At 46.4% G+C, this 19,439-nt stretch carries 22 protein-coding genes; 10 read left to right on the top strand and 12 right to left on the bottom strand.

Going from position 1 to position 19,439, the window contains the following annotated elements; genetic code table 11:
• The first annotated feature begins 11 nt into the window (after positions 1 to 11).
• From proC to hemW, 8 genes are all read left to right on the top strand, one after another.
• Positions 12 to 839 carry a pyrroline-5-carboxylate reductase gene (gene proC / locus Nant_RS15955; protein ID WP_054342645.1) on the top strand — a complete coding sequence of 276 codons (828 nt, stop codon included), beginning with the start codon at positions 12 to 14 and terminating at the stop codon, positions 837 to 839.
• Positions 840 to 922: 83 nt separating this feature from the next.
• Positions 923 to 1,471: a YggT family protein gene (locus Nant_RS15950; RefSeq protein ID WP_054342644.1), complete on the top strand. Its 549-nt coding sequence runs from the start codon at positions 923 to 925 to the stop codon at positions 1,469 to 1,471.
• A gap of 11 nt (positions 1,472 to 1,482) precedes the next feature.
• Complete coding sequence (locus Nant_RS15945) at positions 1,483 to 1,773, top strand: DUF167 family protein (RefSeq protein WP_054342643.1); 291 nt, start codon at positions 1,483 to 1,485, stop codon at positions 1,771 to 1,773.
• 106 nt (positions 1,774 to 1,879) lie between these two features.
• Positions 1,880 to 3,079, top strand: coding sequence for a homoserine O-succinyltransferase MetX (gene metX, locus Nant_RS15940; RefSeq protein ID WP_054342642.1), 1,200 nt, complete (start codon positions 1,880 to 1,882; stop codon positions 3,077 to 3,079).
• A complete protein-coding gene (gene metW / locus Nant_RS15935; protein WP_054342641.1) occupies positions 3,069 to 3,659 on the top strand; it encodes a methionine biosynthesis protein MetW in 591 nt (196 codons plus the stop codon). The genes metX and metW overlap by 11 nt, the downstream gene beginning before the upstream one ends.
• A 71-nt stretch (positions 3,660 to 3,730) precedes the next feature.
• A complete protein-coding gene (locus Nant_RS15930) occupies positions 3,731 to 4,240 on the top strand; it encodes a DUF4426 domain-containing protein (protein ID WP_238377170.1) in 510 nt (169 codons plus the stop codon).
• Positions 4,241 to 4,243: 3 nt separating this feature from the next.
• Positions 4,244 to 4,843, top strand: coding sequence for an RdgB/HAM1 family non-canonical purine NTP pyrophosphatase (gene rdgB, locus Nant_RS15925; protein WP_054342639.1), 600 nt, complete (start codon positions 4,244 to 4,246; stop codon positions 4,841 to 4,843).
• Positions 4,844 to 4,873: 30 nt separating this feature from the next.
• Positions 4,874 to 6,013 carry a radical SAM family heme chaperone HemW gene (gene hemW, locus Nant_RS15920; RefSeq protein WP_054342638.1) on the top strand — a complete coding sequence of 380 codons (1,140 nt, stop codon included), beginning with the start codon at positions 4,874 to 4,876 and terminating at the stop codon, positions 6,011 to 6,013.
• Positions 6,014 to 6,057: 44 nt separating this feature from the next.
• On the opposite strand, the gene Nant_RS15915 is transcribed toward hemW, so the two are convergent.
• Genes Nant_RS15915 through lptM form a run of 6 tightly spaced genes read right to left on the bottom strand, consistent with a single transcriptional unit; the run spans position 6,058 to position 10,667 of the window.
• The gene (locus tag Nant_RS15915; RefSeq protein ID WP_054343249.1) at positions 6,058 to 6,777 is read right to left on the bottom strand and encodes an HAD family hydrolase; all 720 of its coding nucleotides are present in this window, start codon (positions 6,775 to 6,777) and stop codon (positions 6,058 to 6,060) included.
• The gene (gene xerC, locus Nant_RS15910; protein WP_054342637.1) at positions 6,770 to 7,690 is read right to left on the bottom strand and encodes a tyrosine recombinase XerC; all 921 of its coding nucleotides are present in this window, start codon (positions 7,688 to 7,690) and stop codon (positions 6,770 to 6,772) included. The genes Nant_RS15915 and xerC overlap by 8 nt, the downstream gene beginning before the upstream one ends.
• Positions 7,691 to 7,696: 6 nt before the next feature.
• Positions 7,697 to 8,422, bottom strand: coding sequence for a DUF484 family protein (locus Nant_RS15905; protein WP_054342636.1), 726 nt, complete (start codon positions 8,420 to 8,422; stop codon positions 7,697 to 7,699).
• A complete protein-coding gene (gene dapF / locus Nant_RS15900) occupies positions 8,419 to 9,252 on the bottom strand; it encodes a diaminopimelate epimerase (RefSeq protein WP_054342635.1) in 834 nt (277 codons plus the stop codon). Before dapF ends, Nant_RS15905 begins: the two co-directional genes overlap by 4 nt.
• A 14-nt stretch (positions 9,253 to 9,266) precedes the next feature.
• Entirely contained in the window at positions 9,267 to 10,523 is a 1,257-nt protein-coding gene (gene lysA, locus Nant_RS15895; RefSeq protein WP_054342634.1) for a diaminopimelate decarboxylase, read from the bottom strand.
• Between the two features lie 33 nt (positions 10,524 to 10,556).
• Complete coding sequence (gene lptM, locus Nant_RS21125) at positions 10,557 to 10,667, bottom strand: LPS translocon maturation chaperone LptM (RefSeq protein ID WP_238377169.1); 111 nt, start codon at positions 10,665 to 10,667, stop codon at positions 10,557 to 10,559.
• Between the two features lie 142 nt (positions 10,668 to 10,809).
• On the opposite strand from lptM, the gene cyaY reads away from it, so the two are divergent.
• Positions 10,810 to 11,133: an iron donor protein CyaY gene (gene cyaY, locus Nant_RS15890; protein WP_054342633.1), complete on the top strand. Its 324-nt coding sequence runs from the start codon at positions 10,810 to 10,812 to the stop codon at positions 11,131 to 11,133.
• A 47-nt stretch (positions 11,134 to 11,180) separates the two neighbouring features.
• Here the strand turns inward: cyaY and waaA are convergent, their stop codons facing one another.
• Positions 11,181 to 12,467: a lipid IV(A) 3-deoxy-D-manno-octulosonic acid transferase gene (gene waaA / locus Nant_RS15885; protein WP_054342632.1), complete on the bottom strand. Its 1,287-nt coding sequence runs from the start codon at positions 12,465 to 12,467 to the stop codon at positions 11,181 to 11,183.
• A complete protein-coding gene (gene msbA, locus Nant_RS15880) occupies positions 12,460 to 14,277 on the bottom strand; it encodes a lipid A export permease/ATP-binding protein MsbA (protein ID WP_054342631.1) in 1,818 nt (605 codons plus the stop codon). Before msbA ends, waaA begins: the two co-directional genes overlap by 8 nt.
• Before the next feature lie 127 nt (positions 14,278 to 14,404).
• On the opposite strand from msbA, the gene lpxL reads away from it, so the two are divergent.
• Positions 14,405 to 15,319, top strand: coding sequence for an LpxL/LpxP family Kdo(2)-lipid IV(A) lauroyl/palmitoleoyl acyltransferase (gene lpxL, locus Nant_RS15875; RefSeq protein ID WP_054342630.1), 915 nt, complete (start codon positions 14,405 to 14,407; stop codon positions 15,317 to 15,319).
• A gap of 117 nt (positions 15,320 to 15,436) precedes the next feature.
• Here the strand turns inward: lpxL and Nant_RS15870 are convergent, their stop codons facing one another.
• From Nant_RS15870 to Nant_RS15855, 4 genes are all read right to left on the bottom strand, one after another.
• Entirely contained in the window at positions 15,437 to 16,186 is a 750-nt protein-coding gene (locus Nant_RS15870) for a glycosyltransferase family 2 protein (RefSeq protein WP_054342629.1), read from the bottom strand.
• Positions 16,183 to 16,923, bottom strand: a complete 741-nt coding sequence (locus Nant_RS15865) for a polysaccharide deacetylase family protein (protein ID WP_054342628.1) — start codon at positions 16,921 to 16,923, stop codon at positions 16,183 to 16,185. Before Nant_RS15865 ends, Nant_RS15870 begins: the two co-directional genes overlap by 4 nt.
• A 121-nt stretch (positions 16,924 to 17,044) precedes the next feature.
• On the bottom strand, positions 17,045 to 18,313 hold the full coding sequence (locus Nant_RS15860) for an O-antigen ligase family protein (protein WP_054342627.1): 1,269 nt from the start codon (positions 18,311 to 18,313) through the stop codon (positions 17,045 to 17,047).
• 13 nt (positions 18,314 to 18,326) lie between these two features.
• Entirely contained in the window at positions 18,327 to 19,403 is a 1,077-nt protein-coding gene (locus Nant_RS15855; RefSeq protein ID WP_054342626.1) for a glycosyltransferase family 4 protein, read from the bottom strand.
• Between the last annotated feature and the right edge of the window lie 36 nt (positions 19,404 to 19,439).

Here is a 19,439-nt window from a genome sequence, read left to right as displayed (position 1 = left end):
AGGTATCTATTTTGAGTCAACATCCTACACTTGCCTTTATCGGTGCCGGAAATATGGCACGCGCTATCATTGGCGGTTTAGTCAGCAACGGCTACCCTGCTGAAAAAATCCGCGCCAGCGCGCCTACTATTAACAAATTAGATGATTTAAAAGCGCTGGGGCTATTTACCACACAAGACAATGTCGAAGCGATGCACTCCGCAGATGTGGTTATTCTGGCGGTTAAGCCTCAGATGTTTAAGGCGGTACTGCTGCAACTCGCGGCTACAGCAGCACAGACTAAACCCTTGTTCATCTCGGTGGCGGCAGGTATTACGTCTAGCAGCATCAATCAATGGTTAGGCGGTAATCAGGCTATTGTTCGCTGTATGCCCAACACACCCGCGCTGGTAAAAATGGGCACTAATGGCTTATATGCCAATAATAGCGTGACACCAGAACAGCGTACTCAGGCTGAAGAGATTTTATCCGCGACCGGGCTCACGCTATGGGTTGAAGATGAAGAGCTGTTACATGCAGTGACTGCTGTATCCGGCTCCGGACCTGCGTACTATTTCCTCTTTATGGAAGCGATGATTGCTGCCGGAGAGAAACAAGGGCTGTCACGTGACATGGCGACTCAGCTAACGCTACAGACCGCCCGAGGTGCCGCTGAAATGGCTATACAGAGTGATGTCACTCCCGCGGTACTGAGACGCAGAGTCTCATCTCCAAACGGCACGACCGAACAAGCCATTCTATCCTTCCAGGCAAATAAGCTGGAAACACTCGTTGAGGAAGCGATGCAGGCATGCGCAGCAAGGTCCGTGGCCATAGCAAAAGAACTGGGAGATGATTAAGCTATTATCATAAAGGTTCATTCATTTTATGAAAAACACTATACTCTCAAAAAACCACTATTTGATTAGGAACTGATCCGGTTATGGGACAAGATCCAATTACGCTCATTATCAAAACTCTTGGCGAGCTGTATATCTTTTTACTGCTCATGCGTTTCCTGTTGCAACTAGCCAGAGCTGACTATTACAACCCTATATCACAGTCCATTGTGCGCTTTACGCAGCCGGTATTATTACCGTTTCAGAAAATTCTGCCCAAAGCCGGACGTATGGATCTATCACCTCTGGTCGTCGCGCTGCTCGTTAAGCTAGGCACCTTTGCTGCGTTGATAATGCTGTCGGGCGGCGCGATCCAGGTGGATATGCTCAAGCTGTTTATCTATGCCGTCGTGGGTTTAATGGACAGCATTCTTAACATCTACTTCTGGGCAGTGATTGGCTCCGTGATTATCAGTTGGGTAGCGCCGGGCAGTTTTCATCCCGCGCCGCAGCTCATTGGCCAGATTACAGAGCCTTTATTCAAACTGGCGCAAAAAGTTCTTCCTCCTTTAGGTGGGTTAGATCTATCGCCTATTTTGATTTTCCTGGCAATACAGCTTATCCAGTCACAACTGGCACGGCTGGTCATTTAAAGGCGGCACTTTTGTCTTTTTACCAGTGGCGAGGCGACGTTTTAACGCTGTCTTGTCATATTCAGCCTAAATCGTCCCGCAATGAAATTGTGGGGCTATACGATGATAGTGTTAAAATCCGCATTACTGCGCCGCCCGTTGATGGCAAAGCGAATGCGCACTTAATTAAAATACTGGCTAAATTATTCGGCGTCAGTAAATCAGCAGTGACAATTACCAGCGGCGAATCAGGCCGAAAAAAAGTGGTCCGGATTGAAGATCCCGGCAAACTACCGGAGCTACTCAACATTGAACGCACGTGAATTGACCCGACAAAAAACGCTGATCTTAAGACGCGTGCTGCTACTGCTATACGAGATGTGATACCCGACTAACGCATTTCCTTTTCCTTAGTCGAGGTACCTTTACATGTCTGACAATATACCCAATACACCTACATCCAAGCAATATCCATACGACTCTGTTGGCCTTGTTGAGCCTCAGGCGATAGAGTTTAACGAACCCCTTGCGCTTGCCTGCGGTAGAACGCTCGACCAATATACGCTGATGATAGAGACCTATGGCGAACTCAACGCCGATAAGTCTAATGCCATTCTGATTTGCCATGCGCTATCCGGCCACCATCATCTTGCGGGCTATCACGAAGGTGATACCAAGCCCGGCTGGTGGGATTCAGCCATTGGCCCCGGTAAGCCGATTGATACCAACAAATTTTTCGTGGTGGGGTTGAACAACCTCGGTGGTTGCCACGGATCCAGCGGTCCTAATCAAGCGGACCCGCTGACCGGTAAGCCTTATGGCCCTGATTTCCCGTTGATGACGGTTAAAGATTGGGTCACCAGTCAAGCACGTCTGGCTGATCATCTGGGTATTTGGCAATGGGCAGCGATTATTGGCGGCAGCCTGGGTGGTATGCAAGCCTTACAATGGTCCATCACCTATCCTGACCGGTTGCGGCACTGCATGGTGATTGCTGCAGCGGCCAAACTTTCAGCCCAGAATATCGCGTTTAACGAAGTGGCACGACAGGCTATATCCAAGGATCCTCATTTTTATAACGGTCGCTATTACGACTACGATGCTGTGCCTAAAACAGGTTTAATGCTGGCCCGAATGGTTGGCCATATCACCTACTTATCTGATGACGGTATGCGTGAAAAATTTGGCCGTGAGATGAGCGCTGGCAAACTGATGTTTGATTTCAACCCGCAGTTTGAAGTCGAATCATACCTGCAATACCAAGGCGAACGCTTCTCGACCTCGTTTGATGCTAATACTTACCTGTTGATGACCAAGGCGCTCGATTATTTTGACCCCGCTTCCGAGTTCAATCACGACCTATCACTGGCATTAAAGCATGTGACCGCCAAGTTCATGCTGATAGCATTCACAACAGACTGGCGCTTCGCTCCCGAGCGCTCGCGTGAAATTCTGGACGCCTTGATGGATGCTGGTAAAGATGTCAGTTATACAGAAATTGATTCACCACAGGGACATGATGCTTTTTTAATTCCGATCCCCCGCTATATGGAAATTTTCCACGCCTACATGGGGCGTATCGCTACTGATATACCGGCCTTAGCACAGGAGAATACGCATGCGCGCTGATCAGACAATCATTCGTGAATGGATCAAACCTTCGACACGCGTTTTGGATCTTGGCTGTGGTGATGGGAAATTCCTGCGCCACTTGATTGATCATAAACAAGTACGTGGCTACGGGCTGGAAAACAACCATGACAACATCACTGCCTGCGTTCTGAATCACGTTAACGTCATTGAAAAAGATATTGATCAAGGACTGGCATCGATCAAAGACAACAGTTTTGATTCAGTTATCATGACACAAGCCTTGCAGGTTATGCATCGCCCCGATCTGATCGTTGATGAGATGTTACGCATCGGCAAAGAGTGCATAGTCACCTTCCCTAACTTTGGTCATTGGCGTGCCCGAGGCTATCTTGGATTCAGGGGACAAATGCCGGTATCGAAGTTTCTGGCCTATAGCTGGTACGACACCCCCAACATCCACTTTTGTACCTTCAAGGATTTTGAACAACTGTGTGTTCAGAAAAATATCCGGATACTGAATCGAACTGTCGTCGATAATGAGCATCAACATAGATGGTGGACTAAGTTATGGCCCAACATGCTGGGTGAAATTGCCATCTACCGCATCACTCGCTAAACAAGCAGTCAGTAGCAATTAACACAGTCGTATCGTGTTTATTACTGGCTAATTTGAAATTGGAGATCGTTATGAAATCAAGGATCATGAAATTGAGCAGCATAAAATTACCAGCCATGAAGCTTAACCCTATAAAAGCCAGCTCTTTTAAACTAATAGCGTCGATGTTCTTGTTTTTACTGACGGCTCAAGTGGCTGTTGCAGAGCAATCGATTGAAACGGATCGTTACGTTATCCATTACAACGCGTTCAATAGCAGTATTGTTGCGCCCGAAGTAGCACAGCAGCACAACCTGCAACGCAGCCGCTATACAGCCATGCTGAATGTTGCTGTTTTCGAGAAAAATAATGACGGCACAGAAAAGGCCGTACCTGCCATTTTATCAGGTCAGGTGGCTAACTTAATGCAACAAACACAAGACATCACCTTCACACTCATTAAAGAAGATAAGGCGATCTATTACATTGGCAGCTTTAGGTTTGGGAATGAAGAAGTGATGCACGTTGCCATCAACGTTCAACCAGATCCGAATCAACCGGCCACCACCATTCGCTTTGATCAGAAGTTTTATACGGAATAAATCATGACCCCGACCATCGTTTTAGCCAGCGGCAATAAAGGAAAACTGAAAGAGTTCAACGAAATCCTCCAACAGTTCAGTGTTGATGTTTTGCCACAATCACACTTCAATGTGGATGATGCGGACGAAACAGGCCTGACCTTCGTTGAAAATGCGATTATCAAAGCACGCCACGCGTGTGAAATAACAGGCTTACCTGCGCTGGCTGATGATTCAGGGCTTGAAGTTGATGCATTACAAGGCGCGCCGGGGATTTACTCGGCACGCTTTGCCGGCCCTGGAAAAGGTGATCAGGATAACAACCGTAAGCTACTTGATGCACTTAAAGACACGCCTGATGCACAAAGAACCGCACGCTACCGTTGTGTGCTGGTGTTTATGCGTCACGCTAAAGACCCTATGCCGCTGATATGTCAGGGGACACTCGAAGGCCGTATTGCTCATCTTCCACGTGGAGACTACGGCTTTGGTTACGACCCGCTGTTTTTAGTCAGCGACATGGATAAAACAGCGGCTGAACTGACGCCCGAGATCAAACATCAGATCAGCCATCGGGGGCAGGCCATGCAGATGTTCCTGCAACAGATTACAGATTATCTTTGATCTGACTTCACCTTCTCTGAGTACGCACCCATGAGCACGCTACCCCCACTGTCACTGTATATTCATATTCCATGGTGCGTGCGTAAGTGCCCCTATTGCGACTTTAACTCGCATGCCGTTAAGGGTGAGATACCTGAAGCCGCTTACGTGGCGGCGTTATTACGGGATTTACAACTAGAGCAACCGGCCGCACAAGGTCGCGAGATAGACACCATTTTTATTGGCGGCGGCACTCCTAGCCTGTTCACCGCCGATGCCATTGCTCAGATTCTTGATGGCGCCAACCAGATCATCCCGTTCTCTCGTGATATTGAAATCACGATGGAAGCTAACCCTGGAACATTCGAACAAGAACGCTTTGCCGGTTACTTAAATGCCGGTGTTAACCGCTTATCGGTGGGCGTACAAAGCTTTAACCCGACGCACCTGAAAGCACTGGGCAGAATCCACTCCGGTGACGAGGCGAAAAAAGCCATTATGGCGGCAGGAGAGCTCGGCTTTCCTCATCTGAATATTGACCTGATGCATGGCCTGCCCGATCAAACACCCGAGCAAGCGCTACACGATTTAGAAACGGCTATCGCGCTGGGGCCAGATCACCTTTCCTGGTATCAGCTAACCATTGAGCCAAACACCGAGTTTTTTAATAAGCCACCGATAATCCCGCAGGACGAAACGCTCTGGGATATTCAGCAAGCCGGACAATCCCTGATCGCCACCGCTGGCTTTCAACAATATGAAGTCTCTGCCTATGCTAAAGGCTCACAAGCACGCGCCCGACACAACCTCAACTACTGGCAGTTTGGTGATTACATCGGTATTGGCGCAGGCGCGCATGGCAAGGTATCGTTTCCCGAACAGGATCTGATTCTACGTCGCTGGAAACAACGTTCTCCCAAAGCTTATCTGCAAAGCATCAACCCGCTGGGAGGTGAGCAAGAGATTGCCCGAGAAGACCGGCCGTTTGAATTTATGATGAACGCTTTGCGTCTGATCGAAGGGGTCGATGAATCCTGTTTCCCGCAACGCACTTATATGCCGCTCAGCGATATTGCAGATTCATTATCAACAGCGCGTACACGTAACCTGCTCGAAGCCAGCCGCTTACAAGCAACGCCTCAGGGACAGCTATTTTTAAACGATCTGCTGGAAACATTTATCAGCGGATGAGTGTCATGACTTTCTGTATATTTGATTGAAACCGGCCGCCGGCTTTACAGCCGGTTGCGCACAATCGTACTGATCCGCTTAACCTGTTGTGGTAATTCACTAAGACAGGTAATTTCAGCGTCGGGCATGTCAGAACCAGACCAGGTCTGGCCTTTAAGATTCACCCAAACGCCCCAGATTCCGACCGCTTTAGCGCCTTCAATATCATGTACCGGATGGTCGCCTACATGTATCACTTGCTCTGGACTGAGTCTGGTATGGGCCAACATTTGCTGGAAGATCAATGGATCAGGTTTTTCAACGCCAGCACTATCTGCACTAAATTGAAAATCCAGCAGATGCGACAAACCGACCTGCTTAACATCCGCATTACCGTTACTGATAGCGCCGAGTCTATAACCGCTGGCCTTGAGCGCTTCGAGCATCACTAAAGTATGTTCGAAAAATTCAACTTTCTGGCGTGCCTGATAAAAAACAGTGAAGGCCTGTTCAGCGAGCGTTTTAACCTGATTAGTATCGTATCCCGACTGCGCTAAGCCATATTCAAGCACGGCTAAACGAATACGCGAGACGCTGTAAGCTATGTGAGGTTGCTGTATCAGCACCTGCTCTCTGAGTTGATTAAGATCGCGTAACTGATAGGTCTGATTAAACAGTGGCGCATTTTCATACAACCACTCATACAACGTATGGTTAGCCGCCCGCACGACCGGATCAACCGCCCACAAGGTGTCATCAAGATCGAAAGTTATACATTTAATCATCTTTTTTTCGTGCCCTTGGATGCGCATTTTCATAGACATCCATTAGATGCTGAAAATCCAGGTGAGTATAAATTTGCGTGGTAGAAATATCTTCATGACCTAACAGTTCCTGCACGGCCCTTAAGTCACCGCTGGATTCAAGCATATGGCTGGCAAAGCTATGACGTAACCGATGCGGATACACTTTACCTTGAGTGTGCATAATTTTCGCCCAATGATCAAAGCGCAGCTGCACACTACGCACACTTAAACGCTGGCCGCGCTTAGAAATAAATAGGGCACTTTCGTTATAATCGGCCCAGCCTGTACGGTACTTAATCCAGCCATTGAGGGCATCCAACGCGATACGCCCAACGGGTAACATTCGGGTTTTTCGCCCTTTACCCGTCACGACTAAGCTCGCATCACGAAAATCCACATCATGAATATTAAGACTCATCAACTCCGAAACACGCAATCCAGAGGAGTACACCAGCTCCATCATCGCCTTATCACGACTCGAGATAGCATCATTAACAGGGAAAGCGAGCAGTTGATTAAGCTGATCAACATCCAGGGTTTCAGGTAATGATCGGCCTACCTTAGGCGCACGTACACCTAGCGCAGGATTATGCGAAACCAACCCTTCTTTTGCTAAATACTGATAAAAGCTTCGGACAGCAGACAGACAGCGCTGAATACTTTTACCACTTAAGCCTTCACGGTGAATCTCTGCAACAAAGGCACGGATTTCACGCTCGGTGACATCCGACCATTGATGCTGCCGACAGTCGGCCAGAAAACCCACCAGCTTATTCAGGTCTCGCTGATAACTGTCACAGGTATTAGAGGATAAGTTGCGCTCGGTGCTCAGGGAAACCAAAAACAACTGCACCGACATCACCAGTTTGTCGGCAAACTCCTGATTAAGCATCAGATGTTAACCCTGTTCCTCATGCATAATACGGCTCGCGACACGGCTCAGCACCTCACCGACATAGCATAGGAATAAGGTTCCCTGACTGCTCTGAAAATAATAAGGATCGTAACTACCGATAGCCAATAAGCCGACCGTATGACCTTTGACCAGCGGAATCACCGCTGCCGATTGCACCTTGACTGCAGCATCTTCAAATAGAAAACGATTTTCAATCAATTGTAGCTGACCACAGGTCGGCAAATTGGTGGTCAGCAAAGGTTCGATCACACCGGCCGTAGCGCGCGGTAATATTCTCAAATTATTCACACTAAGCGGTTTATCACTAAACAAGACTAGTGCGGTTTCATCACCATAGAAATCCCGACATAAACTTTCTTCCAGCGCTACCGCGACATCATCCAGTGTTGCTGCATCCAAAAGCGACAAAACCATACGCTTGGTTTTCTCGAACTGCGCATCATTATGCCGTGCAATATCGATCATATCTGACAAATGGATCGTCAGCTGCTGGTTGCGCTCACGTAATAACGATGTCTGACGCTCAACTAAAGAGATGGCCCGACCACTATCATGCGGTACCGTCAGCACTTCCAGCAGGGGTTTATGACGTGTGAAAAAATCCGGATTTTGTGCTAAATAATCAGCCACCGCGACTTCACTGACACCAGGCAACACTGTTTCACCGATGTCAGGCAATGCCGTCTGTTGATCTTCATTCTGCTTCATATAAACACCTGACCTTCAAAAACTGTCGTTGCTGGCCCCGTCATCATCACGGAATCATCTGTACCGCCTTTCCAGATAATCTGTAGTGCGCCGCCCGGAAGATAAACTTTTACGTTCTCATCTAACAAGCCTCTCAGACGCCCCGCTACAACAGCCGCGCACGCACCCGTACCACACGCCATCGTTTCGCCCGCTCCGCGCTCGTAAACACGCAGTTTTACTGCGTTAGGCGAAATAATCTGCATAAAACCTATATTGGCTTTTGCAGGAAAACGCGAATGTGATTCCAGCGCCGGTCCTAGCGTTTCTACTGCCGCCTGATCAACATTATCAACCACCAGTACCGCATGAGGATTACCCATAGAAATAGCCGATAAGTGTACGATCTGGTTATCCACTTCAAGCGGGTAAACTGCCGCCTGCTCTTCAGCAATAAACGGAATAGCACTTGGAAGCAACACAGGCGCGCCCATATCCACTTCGATCCGATCATCTGGGTGAATGGTCAGTACAGCCTTACCTTTTGCCGTTTCAACTGTGATCACGTCTTTAGTTGTCAGCTGTTTATCGCGAACAAAACGGGCAAAGCAGCGCGCACCGTTACCGCAATGTTCAACCTCTGAGCCATCCGCATTATAGATACGGTAACGAAAGTCCATTTCCGGGTTGGTTGGCGGCTCGACCAGCAACAACTGATCGAAACCAATTCCCAGATGGCGATCGGCCAGCTGCCTGACTTTATCTTCTGATAAGTTGATGCGCTGAGTTACCAGGTCAATGACCATAAAGTCATTACCCAGACCATGCATTTTGGTAAAGCGTACTAACATCTTTTTCCTTCCGCTTAATGCCCTTTAGGCAGCATTACTTCGCCACGCATCAGATCTTTCAAGGTTTCACGCGCACGTACTTCAAACATGGCATTATCATCAATCATGACTTCAGCCGCTCTCGGACGCGTATTGTAATTAGAGCTCATGACAAAACCGTATGCACCCGCTGAACAAACGGCCAGCAAATCGCCCGCTGCTAAGTTCAGCTCACGGTTTTTACCCAGAAAGTCTCCAGTCTCGCAGACAGGACCGACCAGGTCATAGGCTTTGGATTCACCCTCTTCACGCAACTCCACAGGGATAATTTCCTGATAAGCGCTGTAAAGTGCTGGACGAATCAAGTCATTCATCGCACCATCAATAATCGCAAAGTTTTTGAACTCAGTACATTTCAGAAACTCGACACGGGTAAGTAGCGCGCCGGCGTTAGCCACAATGGAGCGACCAGGTTCAAAAATCAGCCCTAAAGGACGGTCACCCAGTTTTTCCAGCACAGCTTCTATGTAACTGTGCGCTGTTGGTGGCGTTTCATCGGTATAGCGAACACCCAAACCACCCCCCAGATCCAGATGATGAATATGAATACCTTGTGTCGCTAGTTCATCTACCAATACCAATAAACGATCCAGCGCATCCATAAACGGAGCGATTTCAGTTAACTGGCTGCCTATGTGACAATCCATTCCCACGATATTGACATGCGGCAAGCTGGCCGCATGGCGGTAAATACGTTCGGCGTCGGTAATCGCTATACCAAATTTATTATCTTTCAATCCAGTGGATATATAAGGATGTGTACCTGCATCAACATCGGGATTCACGCGGAAAGAGATATCGGCAATGCTAGCGCACTCTCCAGCAACCTCATTAACACGCTCAAGCTCAGCTTCTGACTCAATATTAAAACAGCGAATACCGACGGCAAGCGCCCGCTTTATCTCATGTGCCTGTTTACCAACACCTGAAAAGACGATTTTCTCAGGTTGACCACCTGCTTTAAGAACGCGTTCCAACTCGCCCAAAGAGACGATATCAAAACCTGCACCCAACCTGGCCAGCACATTTAACACAGCCAGATTACTGTTGGCTTTTACAGCAAAGCACACCAGTGCATCGCGGCCTTCCAGTGCTTGTGCATAGTCCATATAAGCGCGTTCAATAGCGTCACGGGAATAAACATAAACCGGTGTACCAAAACGCTCCGCGACTTTATATAGCGCGACATCTTCGCAATGCAAACGGCCATTGCGGTATTCAAAACTATCCATTTACCCTTCCTACTTGCAAAACTTCATGCATTTTTACTGATTTTCAGTCTGATCTGCCGCTTCAGGCAGGTAAAGAGGGCCTTTTTGCCCACAACCAGAAAGAATGATCACCCCTGCCAATACCCAAACCCAGCTCAGTTTCACAATACAGTTCTCATTTTTTAGTCGATAATTGACCGATTATACCCTTGAAAAGAGCCTGATGAGTACCGTACAAAAGCTGATATGCTGTACTATCACCTAATTATTTTTTCTAACCGAATTATTTTTACTAAAGAGCCTATTGATGACCGAATCCGAATTTCACGATCGTGTTGATAGCACACTACAGCAAATTGAAGAACGTCTTGATGATGCGGAGTCAGATATCGATTATCTGATCAGTGGTGGCGTGCTGACTATTAAGTGTGAGAACCGCAGTCAGATTATCTTCACGCGCCAGACACCTGTCTTACAATTATGGCTGGCAACCAAGGATGGCGGCTTTCACTTTGATTACGATGCAACCAGCAATCAGTGGTTACGTGATAGCGACCAAACACCGTTGGTGGATATGCTGAATCACGCCTATGTCACGCAGACAGGTGAAGAGCTTAAATTCGAAGTTTAATGAGACATCTTCTTTCCTAACACCAAGACCACACTCTCACACTTATCTTACAACAAGCGCGCGGTCACTTCCTGATAAAGCCGATCAAGCGCGCCACGTTGTGAGTCGGCATAGCTCGCCGCCTTAGCACCTGCTTCACAGACAGCTGAGGGAACTTCTACAAACGACGGTAACAGCTCAGCAACAGCTGCCATGTTGGGCACCAGCAACATCCCACCCGCCTGCGTCATCGCGTCGCTAATAGCACTGAAATTAAAATAGTGTGGCCCCATAATAACGGGCAGACCTAACACGGCTGGTTCTAACGGATTGTGCCCACCGACGTTACTGAAGCTGCCTCCCATCACCGCCACATCAGCGGCAGCATAGAGCTTCATCAGATCGCCCATGGTATCACCCAGATAGATACGGGTCGTATTACCAGGAGTGATGCGGCTCATCTCTGAGCGACGTACCACGTTTGCAGAATAGCCAAAGCAGGTCTGACAAACCGACTCAAAACGCTCGGGATGGCGCGGCACAATCATAATTAACAGATCAGGATAGTGAGACCACAAAGGACTCAGCGTCGCTAAAAGCTGATCTTCTTCATCTTCATGGCTACTGGCAAGAATGACCGTAAAGCGATTTCCCAATTCCTGTCTGAGCAACCGGCCCTGAGCCTGCGAAGCTGCATCTATCTCAATATCAAATTTGATGCTGCCAGACACCAATATTTTATCCGCTGGCATCCCCAATTGCTGAAAACGATCGGCATCACTTTGATGCTGCGTGACCAGTAATGTCAGACCTGACAGCATCTGTTTTGCTAACCCGGCCAAGCGTAAATAGCCTTTAGCAGAGCGCTCAGATAGCCTTGCATTGGCGACCATAACAGGCACGCCAGCACGCTGACATCCTGCAATCATATTCGGCCAAAGTTCAGTCTCCACAATCAAACAGCCACGAGGCTTCACGCGGGCAAGAAAACGACAAATAACATCAGGCAGATCATAAGGGCAATAGTAATGAAGAACACGTTCTCCAAATAATGCCTGAACACGTTCGGCGCCGGTTGGCGTCATGCTGGTGATAATAATAGGAAGCGCTGGATAATCGCCTAACAGTCGCTCAACCAGCGGAGCAATGGCGATAGTTTCGCCTACTGAAACCGCATGAATCCAAAGCGGTTTTGGCTTATCCGGTGCATCGACAACAGCAACAAAACCAAAACGCTGCCACCAGCGTTCACGATACCCCGACGCTTTTCGTCCACGCCACCATAAACGCATTAATAACAGAGGCACCAATAGATAGAACAGCAGTGTATAGAGATGTCGACGCCAGTTAATCATCCGCCGATTCACCGAACTGCATTTTATAGAGCTGTGCATAAGCGCCTTCTTTTTGCAGCAACTCGCTATGCGTGCCCTGTTCAATAATGCGTCCTTTATCCATCACGACAATGATATCTGCTTTTTCGATCGTCGAGAGGCGATGCGCGATCACCAGCGTTGTACGATCCTTCATCACCTCTTCTAAAGCATCTTGTATATGGCGCTCGGATTCCGTATCCAGTGCAGACGTCGCTTCATCCATAATCAGTATCGGTGCATCTTTTAAAATCGCCCGTGCGATGGCAATTCGCTGGCGCTGACCGCCCGACAACAACACACCGCTTTCACCTACCTGAGTCTGTAATCCATCGGGTAAACGACTCACAAATTCCATTACATGCGCGGCTTCAGCCGCCGCTTGAATCTGTTCATCGGTTGCTAACACCATAGTGCCATAGGCAATATTCTCTGCAATACTGCCGTTAAACAGCACCACACTCTGACTCACGATAGCAATCTGCTCCCGCAACGAGGCAAGCTGATAACTCTCTAACGGCTGATTATCCAATAATATCTGGCCGGTCCAGCCATCATTAAAACGTGGTATCAGCCCGGCAACCGTCGACTTACCACTACCCGACTTACCCACCAGCGCAACGGTTTTCCCCTGAGGTATTTCAAGACTAAAATCAACCAGCACCGGCTCACGCGTGTCGGGATACAGAAATTCGACTTGTTTAAATAATAACTGTCCGGCGACACGATCAACTTTTAATACGCCCTGGTCTTTTTCAACGTCCTGATCCATGGTCGCAAACACAGCCTCTGCCGCGGAGATGCCTTTTTGTACCATCACATTTATCTCAGTCAACAGTCGTAATGGCTTGGTGATCATGCCTGCGGCGGTAATGAATGCCACAAACGCCCCCGTGCTCATCGTTCCCATAACCGAGGGAGCCATCGCCATATACATAAGTGCAGCCAACGCCATGGCCACCAAAAACTGCACTACTGGCGTGTTGATTGACTCTGCCACAACCAGCTTCATAAACTGACGACGATTAAGATCACTGGCACCGTGGAAACGCTGACGTTCGAATTCTGTACCGCCATATACCCGAACCACCTGATATCCCTGAATAGACTCGGAGGCTGAATTTGTAATATCGCCCACAGACTTCTGGATGCGATGCCCCAAACGACGCATACGTTTTGAAGCAATACTCACCACAATGCCGATAAAAGGTGCCGCCGTAATAAAAATCAGCGTCAATTTCCAGTTGAGATAAAAAAGATAACTAAACAGACCAATAACGGTTAACCCTTCGCGTATTAATACTTTAACGGCATCCGTGACGGCACCTGTTACCTGTTCAACATTAAACGTCAATTGAGCCAGCATTTCGCCCGAGGAATGGTGATGATAATAATGCGCAGGCAACAGTAACATCCGGTCAAAAAGATCCGTTCGCAAGCCGTGCACCACAAAACGCGCCACATAACTGATGCAGAAATTACCCAAAAAAGTACCAACCCCACGTAATGCAAAAATACCGAGCACCGCCAAGGCCAGCCAAACGCGCTCATCCAAACGCCCTTCCTGCACCGAATCAACAACGCTTTCCAGCCACTTGGCAGACATAGCCTGAGAAGCACCGTAAAGCGCATAGCCTATAAAGGCGACACTAAACACCGGCCAGTAGGGTTTAGCGTAGGTTAATAGTCGCTTGTAAACAGACCACCCTTGCGAGGGTTGATTTGGTATGCCTTGCGCTGGCTTCTGTCTATCAGCGTTATTGCCTTCAGCATCTTTTAAATTAGTACTCATCTGACTCTCAATTCAATACCCAAACATGCTTGAAAAATGAATTTATTATAACCTGCTTTTGTAAGTATTTGCTGCCACTGCAAAAGCCTCTTACAATCTAGCCTCGCTTCTGCATTAGTGACCATAAATGACACATATTGATAAACAATTTTTTGCTCCAAAATACTGGTTAACCTGGGTTGGTCTGGGTATTTTGTATCTGATCAGTCTACTGCCCTATCCTGTACAAATTAAACTGGGCAATCGTGTTGGCGACTTGATGCATAGGCTATTTAAATCCCGCCGTCATATTACCCAAGTTAATATCAGACTCTGCTTTCCCGACAAATCGGAGGAAGAACAGCGGCAACTGGTGCGGGACATATTTCGTAACAATGCCATTGGCTTATTCGAAACCAGCATGAGCTGGTGGACGAGCGACAAACGCCTGAACCTACCCGTGACCTTGCAAGGAAAAGAACATCTTGATGAAGCTATCGCATTAGGTAAAGGTGTAATTTTACTCGGCGCCCACTTCTCGACATTAGACATGGGAGGTCGTTTACTATCTCGCTTCTATGACGTGGATGCCATGTATCGTGAACATAACAACCTACTTATGGACAGCATCATTAAAGCCTGCAGGGAAAAGCATCTGGGCAAAGCAATTGAACGCGAAAGTCTGCGCTCAGTATTAAGAGCATTACGCAAAAATCGTGTGGTATGGTATGCCCCCGATCAGGACTTTGGCCCTAAGCACTCAGTTTATGCACCCTTTTTCGGGGTTTCCGCCGCAACCATTACCGCCACCACTCGCATGGTAAAGTTAAATAACTCGCCCATTCTGATGTTCACCCATCATCGTAAAGCGGATAATTCAGGTTACGAACTTGAGATTTTTCCAGTGATTAAAGACTTCCCCAGCGGAGATGAAATCGCCGATGCCACGAGGATTAATCAGGAGTTAGAGAAAGGGATCCGTAAAGACCCAGCTCAATACATGTGGGTACATCGACGCTTTAAGACACACCCGGAAGGGAAGAATTATGTCTATAAAACGTGAAGGTCTTTCTACATCTAGGAAGACACAATCTGAAATCCGACTGATTCCATTATATGAAGGTGCTAATAAGTACAAAGAACTTAATCGCAGGCGTCCTAATCAACCGTTTGTTTAATCTCAGATATCATCGTTTACTTCTCTTTCATATAACTTTGCTTCTTTCAAAAAAGCATAAAACGCGTTAACCATACTGGATATAAAACCCCGGCGGCCATTGAGACAATTTCGTTTCAAAAAATAAGATTTAATAAACATGATCGGAAAAACAAGTAAAAGCTTCAACACACTACTTCGTTTTCCCTTTTCGAATTTATCAAGCGCTTTACCCGATGAATAACGATTAACCTTATCAACTTTAACTTCTACTGAAACTTCACCGTAATGATTAATTTCGCCGCTCAATTGCTTGATAGCGCCCTGAACAGTCGGACTTTCATGGAAGCGTTCATCGCCATAGGCACCCTGACTTTTACGAAACAAACGGATATGAGAGTTTTTCTTTGTTTTGTCATGAATCCGCGCACCCATGAAATGTTCTCTAATGGGAATACTTGCGCCATTGTAATCATCAAGTATTATTAACTGTGCGATTTGTTCACCCAACTCAGAGGTTAACTCCTCATCCGCATCCAGGTTCAACACCCAGTCGTGCTGACACAAAGATTTGGCGTACTCTTTCTGAGCAGCCATCCCATCCCAGGCCTTATGATAAATGCGTTGGGTATATTCCTTAGCGATATCTAACGTGCGATCCTGGCTACCGCTATCAACAATAACAATGTCCTCAAACCCTTTCAGGCTGTCCAGAACACGACGAATATTTTTCTCTTCATTCATAACAACCAGATAAACACTGATATCTTTCATACCCGATAACGCCCCCGTGTCATGGCAATCTGAAATTGCACTATGTTTGTTTTCCCCAATACAGATATACGCTTAATTTTATAAGGGTCCTGGATATGCTCAATACCTTTTTTTACAGTAACCGCCGAATCAAAACCCGCCGCTTTAACTAACTCAACAGTACGATCTGTATATCGACCAAATGGATAAGCAAATGAGCGACATTCGCTTTCCGTCATACTTTCAACTTTTTGTTTTGATTTTATAATCTCTACCTGCGCCTGAGGATCATCAAGCTGACTGAGATTAACATGATTAAGGGTATGAGCTCCGAATTCACAAAGGCCTGAAGCCTGCATGCCTTTCACTTGTTCTACTGTTAATCTATCAATACCACTGATATCTGGTGCCAGATAGACCGTGGCTTTAGCGGCATATCGCTGCAATACAGGAAACATATTTGTGTAATTGTCTTCGAAGCCATCATCGAAAGTCAGCGCAACAACTTTTACCGTCGAATCAAGTTCAAGCAACTCTGATACGGTAACAAACCGATATCCTTTTGCCTTTAACCACTTAAGCTGTTGATCAAATTTAGCAGTACTGACAGATAGATCCGATATTCCGTCACCAATACTATGGTACATCAAGATACGTGGCTGATCTGAAGAAACGACCGGACGCCAGATATTGTAATTCCCTAAAAACCATAACAACAAAACAACAGCGATCAGAACAGCAATAATACTCATAATCATCTTGATACTACCTCTTCAAGCTAAAGTCGACTCCTGGACAACCCTTAACACTTTTTTGCTATGATACTGACAACTCTGCATTAAGATCAGCAGCACCTGACATTTAAGCATCACAGTTAATTTAGCTGTCGCTGCAATCTCGTTTTTCTATCGCCATTGCGGATACACATAATGCAACCAACAACCAAATAACTTGAGCCCAACTAGAAGAAAAAGAAGATAAATGAGAGTTTATTGGAAAGAAGATAGCCATTAGCGAAATAAGATAACCACTGGCCAATGCTGATTGTTGACTACGAACGATAGGGTACCATTTAACAAACAGTACCCACATCGCAGCCATAAAACCAATAAGCCCAATAATACCCATCTCAGCCAAAAATTCTAAAACAATCTGGTGAGCCTGATAAGCACCGACCTGTTCATCTTTAGGTAAACTTTTATCAACGAAAATATCATCAGAAAGCGCATAATCAGGATAAGCATAACGAAATCCCCGGACACCGACACCATTAACAGGATTATCAGCAAACATTCTTAGCGCGGTATTCCAAATAGGCAGTCGAAATGAGGAGGCGGTATTAACTGATTCATAATTCCCGCTGAGTCCGATTAATGATCTATCTAACCTTGCTTGAAACTGTGGCGTATTAAAAACGGCAACAGCCATTAAAACAATCCCACTGATACTTATTAAAAAATTATTCCTGGAAAACTTAAAATTCTTAGGTCTAAATAACAATATCCAAAATACTGCAATGGCAAAGAGCGACACCCATCCAGAGCGATCACCGCTAATCAAAATAACGGACACACTCAGCAGAGCTAATATCACTGAGGCGTAGACATTAATTCTTTCTTTAAACGCAGCGATAGCCACACCCAAAAAAGGAATAATCATGAGGCCTAATTCTGCGTTATCACTAAAAATCCCACTAATTCGACCTGAAGAGAAAGGTGGCAGACCAAACACATCATGACCTGCTAATTGCTGCAACCATGCATCGACTCCCCAAAAAGCTAAAACACAACCAATCCCGGTAGCTAACCAAAGATGAGTGTTATAGTTTGTTATTCGATTAATGATAAACACTCCACAAAAATAAAATCGAATCATCCCTATAAGACTTGTTGAAGAATACCTAAGATCAAAAGCATCGGGAAGGGATAGTAAAGCAGGTGCCATAAAACAGATAAATACAATGGTAAAAGCTTTTAAGCCAAAAGATTGACGAATATTCTGATGATTTTTTATTAAATCATATAGGCCGATAACAGCCATAATTAAAACGAATAGTTCCACGGAACGTCCGAATGGCAGTGATATTACCGCTAACAACGGCAACCAGGGAGCCCAACCTGCACTCTTTAAAAATTTAAAACTAACCATGTTGCTACTACCCTTAGATATGCTGTTGATAAACAGCAACTGTTCTTTCTGCTATATGTAGCCATGAAAATTGTTGTTCAGCTTTTTTACGCGCTTTTAACCCCATTTCTTTTTGTAGTAAAGGGTTGTTAGCCAAGAATACTAATGCTTCACCTAGAGCATCAGGATCTCCTGGTGGCACCATCAACCCTGTCTCACCTTCAGTAATCAGGGTTGGTATACCTCCCACTCTGGTACCAATAAGCGGCAGACCGCAGGCCATAGACTCCAAGCCAGTAATACTAGTGGCTTCCATAAACGATGGCAGCACAGATATATCCGCCGACCGATATACATCCGGCATATCCTGGTTAGATACATCACCAAGAAAGGTACTTTTATCAAACATACCATTTGATTTTAAAATGCGTTCAACTTTTACTCGTTCGGGGCCATTACCAGCAAAAATAAGCTGTACATCTAACCCTTTAAGTGCACTTACCGCTTCGGCATAAACGGTCACACCATTCTTATCGACCAGCCTTCTTGCCAGCAAGATAGTCACGGGGCGGTCGGGGCGTATCGGTGAAGGTGTAAAACGAGCGACATCAACACCATTCGGAATAAAATCAACAGGTTTTGTAAATCCAACAACCCTCGTTGCCTCACACAGCTCGTCACTTGGCGCTAAAACATGACAAATATGCGCAAGTCGCCGAGCCAGCTCTGCATGTACTTTAGGGCCTTTTTCCAACCGGCGAAGATAACCTGATGTATGGTTGGTAAAGATCACTGGGGTATTAAGACCTCTGGTCGCTTCAAGCGGGCGCATTCCATGCACATGTATGATATCCACTGGATTTTTTTTCAAAAATCTTCTCAACCATATTTTCATAAAAACAGTGTATAGCGGCTTAGATTTAGGCAAGCGTGGACGATGAACTATCATACCCTGCCAGGTTTCAATTGACTCTTGTTTATCTGCGATGGGTAGCGTCAGCACGTGTACTTCATGACCAAGCGTAACCAAGGCTTTCCCTAGCTCTACAACATGTGCTGCGACTCCACCGACATTCGGCGCAAAATCAACACTAATAATAGCTATTTTCATCGGAATTCCCAAAATTTATGTAGGAGTAGTTAACGC

The sequence above is a fragment of the Neptunomonas antarctica genome (assembly GCF_001305295.1).
In the GTDB taxonomy this organism is placed as follows: domain Bacteria; phylum Pseudomonadota; class Gammaproteobacteria; order Pseudomonadales; family Balneatricaceae; genus Neptunomonas; species Neptunomonas antarctica.
The sequence above is the reverse complement of the archived record's forward strand: the minus strand, read 5'-3'. Positions and strand labels throughout refer to the sequence as shown.